Below are 17,464 nucleotides of genomic sequence, written 5' to 3'. Positions count from 1 at the left end.
TATCTAAAATTATAGGTTATATTATAACGTTAATCATTATAACTACAATCAATAAAAGTGTAATGGAGTATTATTCGATCTTTATAGAGTGTATAATTGTAGTGATGTTTTTATCGTTTAAAACCTAGTTTTATGTCTAAAAATAGATGTTTTATCTAGGGAAAACTTATCATCTTTGGCTGTCTGTGATATGATATGCGGTCATAAAGATAATATACATAATGACTATTTATACTACTGAGGCTAAATTAGCTTAATTAATGTTTAACTATTTTGTGATTTAACACGGGTTGACTCAAATTTCCATATTAAATAATAGTCCTTTAATAACTATCAGATAATGAATATGACCGAATGTTTCTCGAATGATAATTATAATCAACAGTTGAAAAAAAAAGTAGATAATTTAAAAGCATTATTATCAAACTTTTCCCTTCCTGAATTATCGGTATATTGTTCGCCTATTAGCCATTATCGTATGCGTGCTGAGTTTAGAATCTGGCATGATGGTGAAGATCTTTATCATATTATGTATGATAAAAAAAATAAAAAGCGAATACGAATTGATGAATTTCCTATTGCAACTAAGCTAATTAATCAAGCTATGCAAACTATTTTACCGTTTTTACAACATAATCTGTTATTGCGTCATCTTTTGTTTCAAATTGATTATTTTTCGACTTTAAGTGGTCAGCTATTAATTACGCTTTTGTATCATAAGAAGTTAAGTGATGAATGGATTATAGAAGCCAAAAAATTAAAAACGCAATTAGCTAAGCAAGGCATAATCGCTAATATTTTAGGGCGAGCAAGTAAGCAAAAAATAGCAATTGATGTTGATTATGTTGATGAAGTTTTGCCTGTAATGGATAAGACATTTATATATCGCCAGATTGAAAATAGTTTTACTCAACCAAATGCAGCGGTAAATATTAAAATGCTACAGTGGGCTATATCGGTCACTAAAAATTCGGCGGGTGATTTACTTGAATTTTATTGTGGTAATGGTAACTTTTCGATCGCATTAGCACAAAACTTTCGCAAAGTATTGGCAACCGAAATATCCAAGGCATCGGTTTATTCAGCTCAGCATAATATTTTAGTTAATCAAATTGATAATCTTAATATTGTACGGTTGTCCGCTGAAGAATTTACTAGTGCAATTAAAAAAGAACGTGAGTTTAATCGTTTGAAAGGAATTAATTTGGATGATTATCAGTGTGATACGGTACTTGTAGATCCGCCACGAGGGGGAGTGGATTTAAATACTATTAATATAGTAAAAAATTATAAAAAAATTATTTATATTTCGTGTAACCCTAATACATTGCGTGACAATTTACAGTTGTTGACAAAGACGCATTCAATTCAACATTTTGCTATGTTTGATCAATTTCCTTATACAGATCATGTCGAGACGGGGATTGTGTTGTGTAAAAAGTAAAAGGGTGTAATATTCAATGTAGAGTATTTTAGCTAAAATATACACAATTTATATCTAACGAATTTGTTGTTTTGGGGATATGTAAACTTGTAATTATTTATAACAAAAAAAAACCCTAGATAAACTAGGGCTGCATTAAATTGCAAGGAATGGATGAAAGGAAATAAAACAATGAAACAATAATGTCTAGCCTCATGAATCATTGTGTAGCTACTATAGCAAAGACAAACCAACTAATTAATGACAACATAATTACAAAATAGTCATTAAACCATCATGATTGGTTTGGTTTTTATCATTTATTCTATAGTTGTATTATGCAATTACGACAACCAGACAAATAACAAAGGAAGTATTCAAATATGAAATTGTTAGTAGTTGAAGATGAGCAAAAAACAGGTGAGTATCTTCGCCAAGGTTTAGTTGAATCTGGATTTGTTGTTGATTTAACGAATAATGGTCTTGATGGTTATCATAGATCTATGACAGAAGATTATGATCTAATTATTTTAGACGTTATGTTGCCTGATATAGTGGGTTGGAAAATTGTTCAATCATTGCGTGAAGCTGGAAAAGAAACGCCTATCATGTTGCTTACTGCTATGGGGAGTGTGGATGATAAAGTTAAAGGACTTAACTTAGGTGCTGATGATTATCTAGTAAAACCATTTTCGTTTGCTGAATTATTAGCTCGTGTAAAATCTATGCTTCGACGTAATGTTCCTCAAGTCAATAATTCTCAATTGAGTATTGCGGATCTAGTCATGGATCTTCCTAAACGTATGGTAACACGTGGAGATAAACGCATTGATTTAACCAATAAAGAGTTTTTGTTATTAGAATATTTTTTACGCTACCCAGGTGAAGTATTGCCACGATCATTAATTGCATCTCAAGTTTGGGATATGAATTTCGACAGTGATACTAATGTGATTGATGTTGCAATTAGGCGGTTGCGTAATAAAATCGATGCTGATTTCGAGCCAAAATTAATTCATACAGTTCGTGGAATGGGGTATAAGTTAGATGTCTTGGATGAAGCAGAATAAGTTAATTTCGTTTCGTTTGCCTCTTATTGTTTGTTTATTAACTTGTGGCTTACTTTATTGCTTTAGTTTTTTTATTGAACGTTCTTTTGAGAAAATTTCGATCCAACAAAATGTATCTGAACTTAATTCGGTTATTGATTCTATAGAACGTGAACTTGTTTATTATTCTCCAGATGAGAATCGTGACGAATTTATTCAAAATTTATTATTAATTTTGACTGGACATCACCGTCTATTTGTTTATATCATTGATGAGAATGGTAAAATTGTTTATCGAACACGTGGTCCCAATCTAACCGTTGCTAAAAATTATATTGATTTTGATACTATAATTGAAAATCACAGAACTGATATTTGGAATCAAGATAAAGCATCATATCGAGTTGCAGCTTCTCGTGTCGCTATTGAAAATGATAGACAATATACCACCATAGTTGCTGTCGGTCGTGATTTACATCTTGAGTTCATTCGGCGATTACACGATGGTTTAGGGTTGCTTATTGCTATTGCTTGTATTTTGGCTTTAATTGGCTCATTTGTTAGTGTCTATTTTACTCAAAAACCGATTAATCGGTTGATTAAAAGAATCGAAAAGATTAATTTTAAAAGTCTCAATTACCGTATTCCTACTTCTTTAGTACCAATTAAATACGTCAGTTTAGTGAAAGCATTTAATGATATGCTTAATCGAATGGAGGATGTGTTTGAACGGCAACGTAATTTTACAGCGGATATTGCTCATGAGATGCGAACGCCTATTACCAATTTAACAACTCAAACGCAAATAGTACTGAGTAATGCCAGAACGACTAATGAATATCGTGAGATTTTATATTCTAATTTAGAAGAATACGAAAAAATGTCGCAGATGATTTCTGATATGCTATTTTTAGCACAAGCAGATAATCATCAATTGGTGCCTAATTTAATCGATATTGATTTACATAGCTTGATAACAATAATGTGTGAATATTTTGAGCCACTTACCGATGAGAAGAATATTGCTATTAATCTTGAAGGTAATTGTTCTCATATTCAAGGTGATAAGATGATGTTAAGTAGGGCAATCAGTAATATTTTATCCAATGCAATCCGTTATACACCTGAAAATCAAACAACTACTATAACTTTAAGTCAAGTAAGTGAAAAGCGCGTTCGAATCATTATTTCTAATCCAGGCAAGAAAGTTGACAGTAAACATTTGCCACACCTTTTTGATCGGTTTTATCGAGTTGACGAATCACGTCATCGTAATGATAGTTCGGGCACAGGAATAGGGCTTGCTATCGTCAAATCCATTATTGAAACACACAAAGGTTCAATTTACGCTGAGTCTGATGAGCAATCAACCCGTTTTATTATTAATTTACCAACCACTATTTAACATCAAAGTCGCTGATCAGTAAATTAGCCGCTGCATAAGCGGCTTTATCTTTTAGTTCTTGTGGGACATTTTCGTTACGAACAACTTCGTCTAATACTTGCATAACAGCACCTAAGGCATCATCAATATAACCGAGATCATTACTGCCAATTTGTGCGTATTTTTCATAAATAAGATCGCTATATTTATTCATTAAATTCATTTTTTTATTTCACTTATAAAAAGCCAGCTAATTGTTTGTAAACTTGCTCGGCTTGAATGGTTTGCATACATTTTTCATTTGAGATAATGCTAAATTGATTTTTTCCATAGCCACCAATTAATTTTGGATCGGTTTTGCCAAATAAAGTAAAATTCGGACGATCTAGTGCAGCGGTTAGATGACTTAAACCAGTATCTACCGAAACAACGGCTTTTGCTCCCGCAATAACGGTTGCTATATCAGAAAGTGAAAGTTTGGGAAGTACCTCTACGTGTTGGAATCCTTGTGCTAGACGAATTGCTCGTGCTTGCTCATGTGGTGCTCCCCAAGGTAATTTTATTTTTAACCCAGTCGGCTCAACTAATTTAATTAATTTCCGCCAAGCATCTTCACTCCAGTGCTTTTCATCTCGTGTTGTTGCGTGTAAAAAAATCAGATATTGCTGATTATCGATAGGTAATGAAGATAAAAAGTGACGCGCAATTGCATAATCACCCATTGAATCAGGTAATTTATATTGTAGGCTTTTTGCAAACAGTAATCTAACGCGTTCAATAGCATGCATTTGTTTAGGTACATTGTGTTTTACATCATAAAACCAACTAGCAATTGGTTCTTTGATACTTTTGCGATCCAAACCGTGTTTAATACCCCGTGCTTTACGAGTAATAAGAAACGCACTTTTAATGAGTCCTTGTGCATCAATAATCACATCATAATGTTGTCGTCTTAAGGTATCAATAAAATCATGGCGCTCTTGACGAATTGCTTTAGCGAACCAATTTTTTCGCCAGCGTCTTATTGCAACCGGTATCACTTGGTTTACAGCAAAGTGCCAACTAGGTATTTGGGCAAAATTTTCTTCTACTACCCAATCAAAGGATATATTTGGTAAATTGTTAGCAGCATCAGTTAATGCTGGTAAAGAATGAAGTACATCCCCCATGGATGATGTTTTAACCACTAATACTCTCATTATTCATTACTCTTCTTACAGCGCATGATGAGTTTCATCAAGGTTTCGAAAACAATATCGGGTTTAATATCGATCAGGCTTTGATGGTAACCTTGTTCTGCATCGCCTTTACGAACACGGTGGTATCCGGTAATTAAACGAATAACTTCAGCTTTATCTGATAGTGGAGGGGTAAAATCTGGACTACTTGGCCCATAAAGAGCAACCAGTGGTCTGTCTAAAGCTGCTGCAACATGCATTAGTCCAGAGTCATTAGTCACAATGGCTTTACAAGCAGCAATTAGGTTAACAGCTTGTTCTAATTGTGTTTGACCTGCTAGATTGATACATTTATCGCGATGTATCATTTTAGCAATAATTTTTTCTCCTACTTCACGATCATTTTGGGACCCAAAAATAATAATTTTAGCGTGCTGTTTAACTAGCATATCAGCAAGTGCCGCGTAATGATAATCGGGCCAGCGTTTTGCAGGGCCAAATTCAGCACCAGGACAAAAGCCAATTAATGGTTCATCTTGTGTTATAGTAAAAGTTGAAAGAGCTTGGGTTATTTCATCTTGTTCGACATTGAGTTTTGGCCATAGTAGTGGTTGTGGTAAATCGGAAGCCGAATGAATCTGTCTATCAGGATAAGCAAGAGCAATATAGCGTTCAACCATCAACGGAAATGCTTGCTTATCAAGTTTACGAAGATCATTTAATAAACCATAACGCATCTCGCCTTTCCAACCTGTACGTTTAGGAATTTTGGCAAAAAATGGAATCAATGCTGATTTGAATGAATTAGGTAATACAATAGCCTGATCATAATGGTTATCACGCAGTGATTTACCTATTTCATGACGTTTTTTTAAAGCAAACTCACCATGGCCTAATGGCATTGCAATTGCTTGATTCACTTCTGGCATTTTATTTAATAGCGCTCGACACCAAGCCGGCGCTAAAACATCAATTTCGTTATTAGAATCAAGTTGTTTTAATGTACGATACAGGCTTTGCGACATCATCATATCGCCAACCCATGAAGGACCAATAATGAGTGTTTTCATTTAATCAATTCCATCTTATTGTTCATTAAGCCATTTCATATATTCAGTAGTTCCTTCTGCAACATTTTTAAATTCAATTGGGCATTTAGTTTGTCTAAATTTAGTCAGATCTGCTTGGGTATAGCTTTGATACCGTCCTTTTAGGTGTTCAGGAAAGGGGATATAATCAATTTCATCTTTTTTATGGTAAGTAAGAACCGCATCAGCGACAGCTTGGAACGATTCTGCTCGACCTGTTCCACAGTTATAAATTCCTGATATTTTATTTTTCCAGAACCATAAATTGACCGCAACGACATCACCAACATAAATAAAGTCACGTTTAAAGTTTTCACTACCTGCAAAGAGTTTTGGTTTTTCACCTTTATTAATTTGTTCATTTAGATGAAATGCGACACTTGCCATGCTACCTTTATGTGATTCACGTGGTCCATAGACATTAAAATAACGGAATCCACAAATAGGCGAATTAGCTTGGGGTAGTAATTGTCTCACATATTGGTCAAATAAGAATTTAGAATATCCATATACGTTTAATGGCTTTTCGTAAGAGCGATCTTCAATAAAGTTATCACTGCGCCCACCATAAGTAGCGGCTGATGAAGCATATAAAAATGGAATATTGAAATCGAGACAGTAATGCAACAAGTCTTTAGAATAGTCATAGTTATTTTCCATCATAAATTTGCCATCCCATTCTGTGGTTGACGAACAGGCACCTTGATGAAAAACAACTTCAATATTAAGATCTTCATGACTAATAATAGCTGCGATGAACTCATCTTTGTCCATATAATCGGCAATATCTAGATCAGCTAGATTAGAAAATTTAGTGCCGTCAGTTAGATCATCAACCACTAAAATATCTTTATGCCCAAGGTCATTCAAACCTTTAACAATATTACTACCAATGAACCCAGCACCGCCCGTTACAACAATCATGATTATTTTCCTTAATCAATAAAACTAATCTGCTTATAATAACGATTTATGATAAATTTTACGAGTGCTCATTTAAAAAAGCATGAGTAAAAAGAGTTTATTGTGAATTCATTTTATTTTTTGCAGTAACTAATATATATCTTGCTAAATTAAGATAAGGTTCAGTTTGGCAGTATTTTTGTTCAAGTTCTAATAGTTGTTCAAAATGAGTTTCTGCTTTGGATTTGTTGATTAGATAGTCATGGAAAATACGAATCCCCGTTTTTTGCAAAATATCAAAATCAAGTTGTGTAAGCCAGTGATATACGTCTGTTGGAACTCTTGGATAATCGGGAGAAAGTGTCTTTTTCTTACGCTTAGCTAACCCTGATTTTGTGTAACCAAAATTGCCTAATGTGACCGTTTTAAACAAAAGCGCATGATAGTTATAAAACATTAACGATAAAAAACCATCAGATTTAAGGTGTTGTTTTAATGATTTTATTAATTCAATTGGTTCAGCAACCCACTCTAATACAGCATGACAAATGACTAAATCAAACTGTTTGTTTATTAAGTTATCAAGCTGCTGAATAGGGCAACAAAGACAATCTATATTTATCTTTTCGGATTGAGCTTTTTGTTTTGCCAGTTCTAGCATTTGTTCAGAGATATCGCAAAGCGTTACTTGATGCCCAAGTTTGGCCAGCCGACAGGCGAGCTGACCTTGTCCTCCACCAGCATCTAGAATATTTAATGATTTATTGTGTGGATAGGTAGCTAAAACTTTTTCTAATTCTTGCCATACTACTGCTTCGCGAATTTGACCTTTGGTTGTGCCATAAATATTTTGTGCAAATTTATTGCTGATATCATCAAAATTACGATCTTGTTTATTCATGAATTATTTTTGATTGTTTAGTTGTTTTGCTTCAGCATTTATTTGCGCTATTTTAGTTGCCATTAGGCTATAGCACTGTTCCATTAAGACTCTAGTATCCTCTTTGCCAAGATTTTTTGTTTCGATAGGTTCTAACATTTCAACAATGATATGTCCATTATTTAGGCGGTTTAATTTAATATTATTGGTTTGCGATACACAGATCGGCACAATTGGTACTCCAGCAGCAATGGCAGCTTTAAAAGCACCTGTTTTAAACGGTAATAATCCCCGTCCACGGCTACGAGTACCCTCAGGAAACATCCAAATAGATATGCCACGCTTTTTAATTTCATTAACAACTTGCCCAATTGTATCGTGAGCTTTTGATTTATTGTTTCGGTCAATAAGAATGTTACCTGTAAGGTAATAAAGTTGCCCAAAAAAAGGAATCCAAGCTAGACTTTTTTTTCCTACTGTTACCGTTTTAGATTGCACAACATCACCCGCTACAACTATATCATAGTTATCTTGATGATTAGCAATATAGATACAGCTAGCTATTTTATTGATATTAGGGATAGTGCGAGTATCAACTTTTACACCCAATATAGGTTTAAAGAAAAAACTAAATAAATGAGCAAATCTTGCTACGTTCTTGGGATTTCTTGGGTTAAATAGGCAAAAAATGACGCCTAATACACAAACAATAATACCAATTATAACACCACTAATTAAGCGAAAAAGAAATAGCATAATTTACCTCATAAGTTAATTTACGTATTATATACTTAATCTAAGCTAATATACAGTTCGTTAACGGCTTCTTCTAAAGGATGATTATGTATAAACCAACTATAACTTGGGACGAAAATCAAACTCCTATCTCTACCCATTTCGATGATGTTTATTTTAATACTGAAGGCGCAATTGAGGAAACCAGATATGTATTTATTGAAGGTAATGATTTACGTCAGCGTTTTTTGAATCATAAGCAAGATACATTTATAGTTGGCGAAACAGGCTTTGGTTCAGGGCTAAGTTTTTTGATTTTATGGGAAAAATTTTTACATTTTAGAAGTCAATACCCGAATCATAGACTTAAACATCTTGCATTTTTTAGTGTTGAAAAGTATCCGTTATCGTTAGATGAATTAATAAAGATTCATAATAATGTGTTTTTTAAAAGTAAAATATTACTTTCGTTATCAAAACGACTTCAGGCTTTTTTAATTGATTCTACTTTCCAGTTTGACGATGTTAGTTTAAAGATATGTAATGATGATATTAGCAATTTTTCAGATTTTTTAACAAAGCAAAATGTTTTGATTGATGCTTGGTTTTTTGATGGGTTTTCACCAGCTAAGAATCCTGATATGTGGACAGAACGTTTATTTAAAAATTGTTTTAGCCTGACAGCATCTGGCGGTAGTTTTGCTACTTTTACTGCAGCAGGATTTGTTCGTCGTCATTTTATTAATGCAGGATTTATCGTTCAAAAACGAAAAGGATTTGGTTCAAAACGTGAAATGTTAGTTGGCTATAAGTGAGTATGTTTTTATGTATATTTGTTACAGTCTTTTCGCAAATTAGATAAACAACATGAGTAATTTGCACTATTAAGTAATTTTCTAGAAATGGTAAGGTAATTCATATAAAATATTAACCAATAATAACAATTTATTATTTATATTATACTTATGAAAATAAAAGTAAGTTAAATAGGAGAATAGATGAAGGCCTTAAAAAACGTTTTAATTATATTAACCACCGCTATGGTTTTAACTGGTTGTGAAGAAAAAAATGAGGAATATTATTTAAACAATATAGACTCAGCAAATAAAAAAGTAGAGCAATGTAATCAGGATCTAGAAAAGGCATTTATGGCAAGAGATAAAGGCGGTATCGAAAAGATAGAAAAAGATCTTGAATGTCGTGCTGCAATGTCTGCAATTAAAAAAGACAAAAAGATAAAATATGAATTAGAAAAGAAACGGAAAGAAGACGAAAGAAAACAAGCAGTAGAATCAGAAATGAGTGCTATCAAAAAACAAATTTCTGGTATGTCGTGGGGCGAATCAGTTAATGAATACTTAAAGGTAGATGAATGTAAAAGTAGTTTTTCGTTTAATAAAAGCCCGAAATGTGAAGCTTGGGAAACGATTTATAAAGAACAAGTAGATGAAGGTAAAAAAGAGTTAAAACAACTATCTTTTAATGAAATTAAAGAAAAAATGCAGTCTTTATGTAAATTAGATAAAAGAACTGGTTCTAATTGTAGTGTTGCCGAAAAAGCGTTAGAGGAAAAGGCGGCTGATGAATTAGCTAATGCTGATATCCAAACCATTGAATCAACAAAATCACTATACTGTGCAGATGACCTAGTTTTTTTACCAGTTTGTAGTATTAGTTGGGAAAAAGCATGGAAAAAAGAAAATGATAAGTACATTAAATTCTATACAGAAAATAATGCGGAATTTATTACTACATATAACTCATGCATAGATAAATTAGAAGCAATTAAATCTCAAAAATTAGACTGGAATAAAGAAAGTAAATTACAAAAAGCAATAAAAGAAGGATATCCTTGTAGTCAGGTAAAGGATGCTTATACGAAAAGAGGAATGGGGTATTCTTGGTTTGATAAAAAAATTGAAGAATAACCTAATATAGCTCCATGTTAAACAGGAACAAATTAGCGCCAAAGAACTCGCTAAAAGCGAGTTCGTTGGCACTAATTAGAGCGTAAAACTTAGTGCACGTTTTAGGCTAGGCTGATTTTAGCATTTTACTCCATTGAGATACAGCATAAGGTAATGACATAGAGTTCTTTGGGCTAATGTTAAAAATCAAATTGATAAATCAGATCCAGTGTTTGCGCTAAGCTTGATGTAGCGTCTAAATAGAGACTAGGCATTAGTCTGTAACGCAAAGTAAAGGTTGCCAGCGAATCAAATATACCTACACCATATTTAAGTTGTAAATTAGGTAATATGTAGCCACTAACCACAACTTTAGAGTTATTACCAGCACCTTGAGTATCAAGTGTTAGATTTTTAATACCAAATACATTACCAATATCGCCAATATATTTACCTGTTTTCGCTGTGCCAATACCAACCAGCAATGCTGTCATCATATCGCTATCGTTTTGTTCTGCACTATCAAGACCTTGTCCACGGATTAAGTAAGAGAGCGCTTCTTGCTGTGACATGGCGGGATCTGAAAATACTTCAATTTTTGGCGATTCAGAAGATCCTGTAATACGAATTCCTGCCATGATATTGCTATTTTCCATTGCCTCTGGATTACGAATTGCTTCAATATCGAGTGTAGCTTGATCTGCCGATCCTGAAAAAGTAATGATACCTTTATGAATAACCAAATCCTGTCCATAGGCATGGAATCGACCTGTTGGAGTCAAAACTTCACCATGTAGATCAAGTCCTTTATTAGTTTGTGCTGCAATTAAGTTACCTTTAAGTGATGCCTTTAGCCCAAATGCATCGACGACAACTTTATCTCCAATATCGATTTCAAGATAACTATTGATTTTAATGCCAAATTCCTGAGGCCTCAGAGGTTTCCGATTTATATCGAGCATTACTTCATCTGGTGAGACATCAACACTTGATGCTGGTAGTGATTCAACTGTTATTTTTCCTTTTGGAATGCTAACTTTACCTAATAACGTTAATTCATCTTGTGTTGCATTGATTTTAATATCGGGAACAATTGACATAACAATCATTGGTGGCACAGTAACTTCCATGGCAGCGCCATTAACAGCTAACGAGGCTTGCCATTTATCTATAGTATTCCAGCTGGCATTACCATTAATATTAACATTGCCAGCTTGAGTTGTTAAAATACCTTTTAATGAGGATGATTTACCATTGAAATTGAGGTCAAATTTAGCTGATTTAATATCAATTGGTAATTGGCTAGATTTGATTTCGCTATTTTGTAAGTTAATATTTCCTGTTAGCAATGGCTCATTTAATGAGCCAGAAAATTTAACGTTACCATTAATAGCCCCTTTAGCATAGTCTTTGCTATCTAATAATGGGTTAATAATTGCTAAAGCTAAGTGATCGATACTTAATTGACCACTTAATTTTTTTTGTTCAATTGGATCAGTAATAACAAGATTACCGTTTATTTTTCCTAATTTATTTAGACCAAATTTCCAATCCAATTTAGCTTGTTGTTCATTAAATTCAGCATCTATTTTGAAAACATCAAAAGGCAATAGTAATGATTGAGAGGTAACCATTTGTTGAATATAAACATCATAACTTGTTAAATTTGCTTTTATTAATGGTATTGTATTGTCATTATTAAATTGAATAGTTATTTTTCCATTTATACTACCAGCAAGTTTGGTTTCACCGTCATTTTGTATTGGTAGCTTAGATAGATTAATGTCTTTTAAAGTGATACTTGTATTAGTGTTTTTGGCTAACAAAAATTGCTTATCGAGGCAAATGCTTGACTTCCCATTAATCCAACAATGAGCATTAATTGCTGGGATTTGATTTTTAACATCATAAGATAAGTCAACAGATTTAGCTAATTGCCAACTGTTATTTTTGTTTAAATTGAGTAGCGCACCTGAAATGGTTCCGTTCCACTTTGTGCGTTTCTTATCAAGTTTTCCTGTTAACGATGTTTTTAGTGATGCAGGTTCACCATCAATATTAACGGTTAATATATGTTGGTTTTCACTTCCAGTTAGATCTACATTTAATCTTTTTATAGTTTGGCTTGAAAGTTCTATTGATTGCCCAGTGAGTTTAATGTTGCCACTGGCCTGTTCTTTATACTCAACTTTACCGGTAAGATTAGCTTTAGCTACTTTGATAGTATTAAAAGACAGTGAATTAATGGCTAAATTAGTATCTATAATTGCATTATTAGGTATGCGGTTAAGTTTTATACTACCCAAAATTGAACCTTGCATACCATCAACTAATAAGGATAATGATTCGAGATTTAATTTTGCCAGTAAATTGCCTTTTTCTGCTGAACCATTTAAATCGATCTGATTTTTACCCCAATTGATTGCAAAATTATTTGCAGTGGCTAAGTTTTCAGAATCAACATATACGTTACCAGATGCTAAAAAATTAGCATGGTTAATATTACCTTTTAATTGTAGATTGGAAAAATCAAACGCCCATTTATCTTTGTCTAGTACGCCTGTAGTTTTAAATTGACCATTTAATCGAATCGGATAGTTAGGTAGTTCTTTGTACATATCAACATTATTTAGTTTTATGCTGATATCCCATTGTAATGCTTGTAGCCAACTTATATTTCCATCTATATTAATTTCACCTTGAGGTAATTTAATGATGCCATGATCAATACTTGCATCTTGATTAGTTCCTTTACCAACAATATCAAACGAGGTATTAGTTAATTCTTTTCCTTCAATAATACCTTTGGCTGACATTTGAAACTGTTTTACATTACCGTTTATTGATGCGGAAAAATCATTTAATTGATACTGAGCTTTTCCTTCAATTGGCCATTGAATATGCTTACCTTCAATTTGAGTGATTACAGGTAAGTATTTTTCAATAAAATTGATATGTCCACTCATCACCATTTGATTCGAACCATCAAGGTTTATATTGGTTAATAACTCACCAAGCAATTTACCAGAAAACTGTGCTTCCAATCGGTTTTGTTCAGTATCTGCTTTTATTAAAGCTAATATTGGCCAGTCATCGTGTAATGTTATTTCGCCTGAAAGTGAAGCATGTCCGCTAGCATAGGGTGTTATAGCATCAGTATCTAATTGTTTTATAATAATACGGCTGTTAACAATATTGGTTTGAATTGCAACGTTATCAAATAGGTAATCATGCCCCCCCATATGTAATAGCCAGTTAGTCCCTCTTAAATTAGTTACATTAATATCTAATGGAATATTAACTTGAGGTAATGATTCAATCAGCGGTTGATTAAAAAGTTGGGCTATTTTTTCATTAAGTGCGATATCTTTATCGGTTGTTTTTACTGGTACATTTGCTGCTTTATTATCTGTAAAAATAGCTTTTAACCCTGTGGCAACAGCAGGATAAACATGAATCTGATTATTAACCCATGTGGCTTTACCCGTAAAGTCAGACATTCCAAATTGCATATCATCAACAGTGACTTTTACATTAATAAGGTGTGTACTGTTAAGCTCTATAGGTAATGGAGTTTTGAGAACAAAATGTTGTTTTGCGGTAGTATCAATAGTAGTTTCACTTGGTGAACTTTCGATTTCTTTAGTGTTAATTGAAACATTTACACCATTGGCATTGAATTGATTGACGCAGACTTCAGTCTTTAATAAACAAAGTCCTGTGAGTGAAAATGAAGCATCATTAACTTGAACATTAATACTCGGTAATTCAAGCGAAAGTCCTTGTATATGCAAATCATGAAAGGAGCCTTCAACTTGAGCTATTTTTAACTCAGGTAGAAATTTATTTAAAACATAGGTACTTAATTTTACACCAAGACTGGTGTATATAAACAAAATAACAAAAACAATTAGAAAGGCGATAACAGATAAAATGGCGATGCTTCGTTTTTTCCATTTACGTATCCGCTTTAATTTTTTTACTTTTTTAATTCTAGCTGAATTTTTAGTCATATTATAATTCGCTTCCTAAGCCAATGTATAGGTGAATAGAGCCTGTATCTTTGTTAAGTGGTGTTGCTAAATCAACCTTTATTGGTCCAACCGGAGAAGCCCAACGAATGCCAAAACCAGTTCCTGTATAAAATTTAGTTTTATCAACTTTATCTATAGCTTCACCTGTATCTACAAATGCAGCTCCCCACCATGATCCAGATAAATTATATTGATATTCAAGTGAACCTGTGATGAGTTTAGAAGCTCCTTTTAATTTACCTTTTTTATCCTTAGGCGAAATAGACTGATAACTGTAACCTCGAATACTGCGTTCACCACCAGCAAAAAATCTAAATGATGGTGGAACACGGTCAAAATTGCTCGCTTGTATAATGCCAAAATTGCCACGAGCTATAAATCGATGCGATTTTTTTAAGGAGCGAATCCATGCTTGTTGTGCCTGAAATCGCACTAGATTAATATCTGAACCTAATTGTTCTCCAGCTGCTTCAATAGAATAACGTTGTGAATCGCCCCACATTGCTAATAAACTACCATCAGAACGGATTCTTGATATGCTAAGCGATGGGTAATACAAAAATGTTTTAAAACTTGAATCACCTTGGGTAAAGTCATCATTTAACATATTTAATCCTAATGCCGTTTGCCATCCATAAAAATTATCCCAGTTTCGCAAAGCCCCGAACGTATAAGAACGTGAGTAGGTATCATTATTATCTATCTTTTTATAACCACCTTGAATAGTGTAATATTGCTCTAAAGGTGATTTTTTTAAAGGGATTTTGTAACTCATGGTCACCAATTGTTCTGGCGAAGATAACGATAAGTTACTTTGAAAACTTTGCCCTCGACTATTGATCCAAGGTTTATTCCAACCAATCTTACCATGCACGCCGTTATCTGTTGAAAAGCCCAACCCTAAGTCCATATTATTTTTTTTTCGGGGTGAGGTTTCTACATCAATGGGAAGAACTCTATCTTCGGTTAGATGAGGAAAATTTGGGACAACAACCACTGAATTAAACCAGTTTGTAGAAGTAAGGCGTCTATTTAGTAATGACAATTGTTCTGCTGTATATTCTTCACCGTCTTTAAACGGCACAATATTAGCTAAATAGTCATCACGAATTTTGGCATTATGAAAAGTAACTTTACCAAATCGATAGCGTCTACCTGTTGTATAATCAATATTCCAAAAGGCTTGATGTTCAGACATAGATACAGCTAGTTGATGTTTAGGCATATTGGCATCAAAGTAACCTTTTTTTAGTGATAAATTTTGCAGGCTTTTCTTAAATGATTCATAAATACCATGATTTAACACATCGCCAATTTTTGGTAAGTTATTTTTAAGTAAATATTGAAAATCAGGATCTTGCAACCCATCACCAGTAATATTAACATTAAGCTGATCAACTAATATGGGTTCGCCAGGTGATATATTAACAACAAGAACCTTCGGGTTTTGTGCGTTATATTCAAAGCTAGGAGAGTAGTAACCTAATGCGCGTAATGCTTTTTTTGCTTCACTTTCGAAATAACGTTTAAAATTCGGAGTATCACTAATTTTGTCAGGTGTAATTAATGAAGTACGTGCCTCAATATTATCAGCAAGATCGCCTTTTAATCCCTTAATGGCTAACTTCATGTCAGCATAACTTGACGTAGCTGTTATAACTAAAAGTAAACCTAATGAACAGGAGAATCGAGACACATATACCTCGCATAATATTAAGAATCAAGTAATGTTACATGCCCTATATAAGGTAAGTGGCGGTAGTGCTGAGCATAGTCAATACCATAACCCACAACAAATTCGTCAGGAATTGAAAATCCGATATATTTAACTGGAACGTTTACTTCACGGCGAGAGGGTTTGTCTAATAGCGTACAAATTTCAATACTGCGTGGATGACGTAATTTTAAAATATCCAAAACTTTGCTAAGTGTATTACCAGTATCTATAATATCTTCGATAATCAATACATCTTTATCACGGATATCTTCATCTAAGTCTTTTAATATTTTAACGTCGCGGTTACTAATAACAGCATTACCATAGCTTGACGCTGTCATAAAATCAACCTCGTGCCCGACGGTAATTGCTCGGCTTAAATCGGCCATAAAAATAAAGGAGCCACGTAAAAGTCCAACTAAGATTAATTCATTTTGGCTATGTTGATAATCTTGGCTTATTTGTTGACCTAGTTTAATTACACGTTTTTGGATATCATCAGCAGATATCATCATTTCTAATGTGTGTTTTTTCATTAATAATGCTCAAATTAACTTTCAAAAATCAAATTAGATTCTAACAATTTTCCTTTATAAAAAGAATAAGAAAACTAATTTTTTATTAAAGTAATATGGGAATAGGCTATAGTATTTTATACTTAAACGCCTAGTCACTTGAAACTTTTTGACAGCCATTCTTGACCAATTTTTTTTGTAAGCGACGTTTTTTAAAAAAGTTGCTCAAAGCGGTACTACACTCGTTAGTTAACACTCCGCCAGTTACTTCTGCATAATGGTTGATACCTTGGCAAGCAAGAATATCAATAAAAGAACCTGCTGCGCCAGTTTTGTAATCTTTTGCACCATATACTACGCGTTTAATACGACTATGTATAATGGCTCCAGCACACATAATGCAAGGCTCAAGAGTGGTATACAGAGTTGTATTAATCAATCGATAGTTATTCAAATATTTACCTGCTTGTTCAATAGCAATCATTTCGGCATGCGCGGTAGGATTATGTTTACTGATGGGCTGATTAAAACCTTCGCCAATAATTTGATTATTTTCATCAACAATCACCGCCCCGACAGGAATTTCGCCAGTAACTTCAGCACGTTTAGCAAGCATTAATGCACGACGCATCCAGATTTCATCTAACATTT

Annotated in this window: 15 protein-coding genes; 5 read left to right on the top strand and 10 right to left on the bottom strand. The window is 33.4% G+C overall.

From position 1 onward, the window contains the following. Nucleotides 1-346: 346 nt before the first annotated feature. The 3 genes from trmA to A9G43_RS08570 all read left to right on the top strand — a co-directional run bounded on the left by trmA (nucleotide 347) and on the right by A9G43_RS08570 (nucleotide 3,877). The gene (trmA, locus tag A9G43_RS08580) at nucleotides 347-1,444 is read left to right on the top strand and encodes a tRNA (uridine(54)-C5)-methyltransferase TrmA (protein ID WP_065608314.1); all 1,098 of its coding nucleotides are present in this window, start codon (nucleotides 347-349) and stop codon (nucleotides 1,442-1,444) included. Nucleotides 1,445-1,806: 362 nt separating this feature from the next. Beyond that, nucleotides 1,807-2,493, top strand: a complete 687-nt coding sequence (locus tag A9G43_RS08575; protein WP_065608312.1) for a heavy metal response regulator transcription factor — start codon at nucleotides 1,807-1,809, stop codon at nucleotides 2,491-2,493. Next, nucleotides 2,471-3,877 (top strand): heavy metal sensor histidine kinase, encoded by a 1,407-nt coding sequence (locus tag A9G43_RS08570; protein WP_065608308.1) that lies wholly within the window; start codon nucleotides 2,471-2,473, stop codon nucleotides 3,875-3,877. Before A9G43_RS08575 ends, A9G43_RS08570 begins: the two co-directional genes overlap by 23 nt. Here A9G43_RS08570 and A9G43_RS08565 read toward each other — a convergent pair. The 6 genes from A9G43_RS08565 to A9G43_RS08540 all read right to left on the bottom strand — a co-directional run bounded on the left by A9G43_RS08565 (nucleotide 3,870) and on the right by A9G43_RS08540 (nucleotide 8,661). Then, nucleotides 3,870-4,070, bottom strand: a complete 201-nt coding sequence (locus A9G43_RS08565) for a YaeP family protein (RefSeq protein ID WP_065560145.1) — start codon at nucleotides 4,068-4,070, stop codon at nucleotides 3,870-3,872. The two genes, A9G43_RS08570 and A9G43_RS08565, sit on opposite strands and share 8 nt — an antisense overlap. Nucleotides 4,071-4,092: 22 nt before the next feature. Beyond that, a complete protein-coding gene (gene rfaC, locus A9G43_RS08560; RefSeq protein WP_065608305.1) occupies nucleotides 4,093-5,055 on the bottom strand; it encodes a lipopolysaccharide heptosyltransferase RfaC in 963 nt (320 codons plus the stop codon). Continuing rightward, nucleotides 5,055-6,104 (bottom strand): ADP-heptose--LPS heptosyltransferase RfaF, encoded by a 1,050-nt coding sequence (gene rfaF, locus A9G43_RS08555; protein WP_065560143.1) that lies wholly within the window; start codon nucleotides 6,102-6,104, stop codon nucleotides 5,055-5,057. Before rfaF ends, rfaC begins: the two co-directional genes overlap by 1 nt. A 15-nt stretch (nucleotides 6,105-6,119) precedes the next feature. Further along, nucleotides 6,120-7,046 carry an ADP-glyceromanno-heptose 6-epimerase gene (gene rfaD / locus A9G43_RS08550; RefSeq protein WP_065560142.1) on the bottom strand — a complete coding sequence of 309 codons (927 nt, stop codon included), beginning with the start codon at nucleotides 7,044-7,046 and terminating at the stop codon, nucleotides 6,120-6,122. 97 nt (nucleotides 7,047-7,143) lie between these two features. Next, nucleotides 7,144-7,926: a methyltransferase domain-containing protein gene (locus A9G43_RS08545; RefSeq protein ID WP_065608303.1), complete on the bottom strand. Its 783-nt coding sequence runs from the start codon at nucleotides 7,924-7,926 to the stop codon at nucleotides 7,144-7,146. Between the two features lie 3 nt (nucleotides 7,927-7,929). Continuing rightward, nucleotides 7,930-8,661 (bottom strand): 1-acylglycerol-3-phosphate O-acyltransferase, encoded by a 732-nt coding sequence (locus A9G43_RS08540; RefSeq protein ID WP_065608301.1) that lies wholly within the window; start codon nucleotides 8,659-8,661, stop codon nucleotides 7,930-7,932. Nucleotides 8,662-8,747: 86 nt separating this feature from the next. Here A9G43_RS08540 and mnmD point away from each other — a divergent pair, with 86 nt between their 5' ends. Beyond that, the gene (mnmD, locus tag A9G43_RS08535) at nucleotides 8,748-9,455 is read left to right on the top strand and encodes a tRNA (5-methylaminomethyl-2-thiouridine)(34)-methyltransferase MnmD (RefSeq protein WP_065608299.1); all 708 of its coding nucleotides are present in this window, start codon (nucleotides 8,748-8,750) and stop codon (nucleotides 9,453-9,455) included. 183 nt (nucleotides 9,456-9,638) lie between these two features. Beyond that, nucleotides 9,639-10,568, top strand: coding sequence for a hypothetical protein (locus A9G43_RS08530; RefSeq protein ID WP_065608297.1), 930 nt, complete (start codon nucleotides 9,639-9,641; stop codon nucleotides 10,566-10,568). Nucleotides 10,569-10,747: 179 nt separating this feature from the next. Here A9G43_RS08530 and tamB read toward each other — a convergent pair whose 3' ends face one another. The 4 genes from tamB to tadA form a co-directional block, all read right to left on the bottom strand. Beyond that, on the bottom strand, nucleotides 10,748-14,560 hold the full coding sequence (gene tamB, locus A9G43_RS08525) for an autotransporter assembly complex protein TamB (RefSeq protein WP_065608295.1): 3,813 nt from the start codon (nucleotides 14,558-14,560) through the stop codon (nucleotides 10,748-10,750). A gap of 1 nt (nucleotide 14,561) precedes the next feature. Then, entirely contained in the window at nucleotides 14,562-16,277 is a 1,716-nt protein-coding gene (tamA, locus tag A9G43_RS08520; protein ID WP_065608293.1) for an autotransporter assembly complex protein TamA, read from the bottom strand. Nucleotides 16,278-16,294: 17 nt separating this feature from the next. Beyond that, nucleotides 16,295-16,834, bottom strand: coding sequence for a hypoxanthine phosphoribosyltransferase (gene hpt, locus A9G43_RS08515; RefSeq protein WP_065608291.1), 540 nt, complete (start codon nucleotides 16,832-16,834; stop codon nucleotides 16,295-16,297). Between the two features lie 130 nt (nucleotides 16,835-16,964). Continuing rightward, on the bottom strand, nucleotides 16,965-17,462 hold the full coding sequence (tadA, locus tag A9G43_RS08510) for a tRNA adenosine(34) deaminase TadA (RefSeq protein WP_065608289.1): 498 nt from the start codon (nucleotides 17,460-17,462) through the stop codon (nucleotides 16,965-16,967). Nucleotides 17,463-17,464: the final 2 nt, after the last annotated feature.

Source organism: Gilliamella sp. Occ3-1 (assembly GCF_001690655.1).
GTDB classification, from domain to species: domain Bacteria; phylum Pseudomonadota; class Gammaproteobacteria; order Enterobacterales; family Orbaceae; genus Gilliamella; species Gilliamella apicola_P.
Note: the sequence above shows the minus strand (reverse complement) of the source record. Positions and strands in the feature narration are given on the sequence as shown.

Bases quoted from the DNA above. Each gene is read 5' to 3' on its own strand.
- A9G43_RS08545 (WP_065608303.1), bottom strand. From the start codon at position 7,926: ATGAATAAACAAGATCGTAATTTTGATGATATCAGCAATAAATTTGCA.
- tadA (WP_065608289.1), bottom strand. From the start codon at position 17,462: ATGTTAGATGAAATCTGGATGCGTCGTGCATTAATGCTTGCTAAACGT.
- tamB (WP_065608295.1), bottom strand. From the start codon at position 14,560: ATGACTAAAAATTCAGCTAGAATTAAAAAAGTAAAAAAATTAAAGCGG.
- hpt (WP_065608291.1), bottom strand. From the start codon at position 16,834: ATGAAAAAACACACATTAGAAATGATGATATCTGCTGATGATATCCAA.
- trmA (WP_065608314.1), top strand. From the start codon at position 347: ATGACCGAATGTTTCTCGAATGATAATTATAATCAACAGTTGAAAAAA.
- A9G43_RS08575 (WP_065608312.1), top strand. From the start codon at position 1,807: ATGAAATTGTTAGTAGTTGAAGATGAGCAAAAAACAGGTGAGTATCTT.
- A9G43_RS08530 (WP_065608297.1), top strand. From the start codon at position 9,639: ATGAAGGCCTTAAAAAACGTTTTAATTATATTAACCACCGCTATGGTT.
- A9G43_RS08565 (WP_065560145.1), bottom strand. From the start codon at position 4,070: ATGAATAAATATAGCGATCTTATTTATGAAAAATACGCACAAATTGGC.
- mnmD (WP_065608299.1), top strand. From the start codon at position 8,748: ATGTATAAACCAACTATAACTTGGGACGAAAATCAAACTCCTATCTCT.
- rfaC (WP_065608305.1), bottom strand. From the start codon at position 5,055: ATGAGAGTATTAGTGGTTAAAACATCATCCATGGGGGATGTACTTCAT.
- rfaF (WP_065560143.1), bottom strand. From the start codon at position 6,104: ATGAAAACACTCATTATTGGTCCTTCATGGGTTGGCGATATGATGATG.
- A9G43_RS08540 (WP_065608301.1), bottom strand. From the start codon at position 8,661: ATGCTATTTCTTTTTCGCTTAATTAGTGGTGTTATAATTGGTATTATT.
- rfaD (WP_065560142.1), bottom strand. From the start codon at position 7,046: ATGATTGTTGTAACGGGCGGTGCTGGGTTCATTGGTAGTAATATTGTT.
- A9G43_RS08570 (WP_065608308.1), top strand. From the start codon at position 2,471: ATGTCTTGGATGAAGCAGAATAAGTTAATTTCGTTTCGTTTGCCTCTT.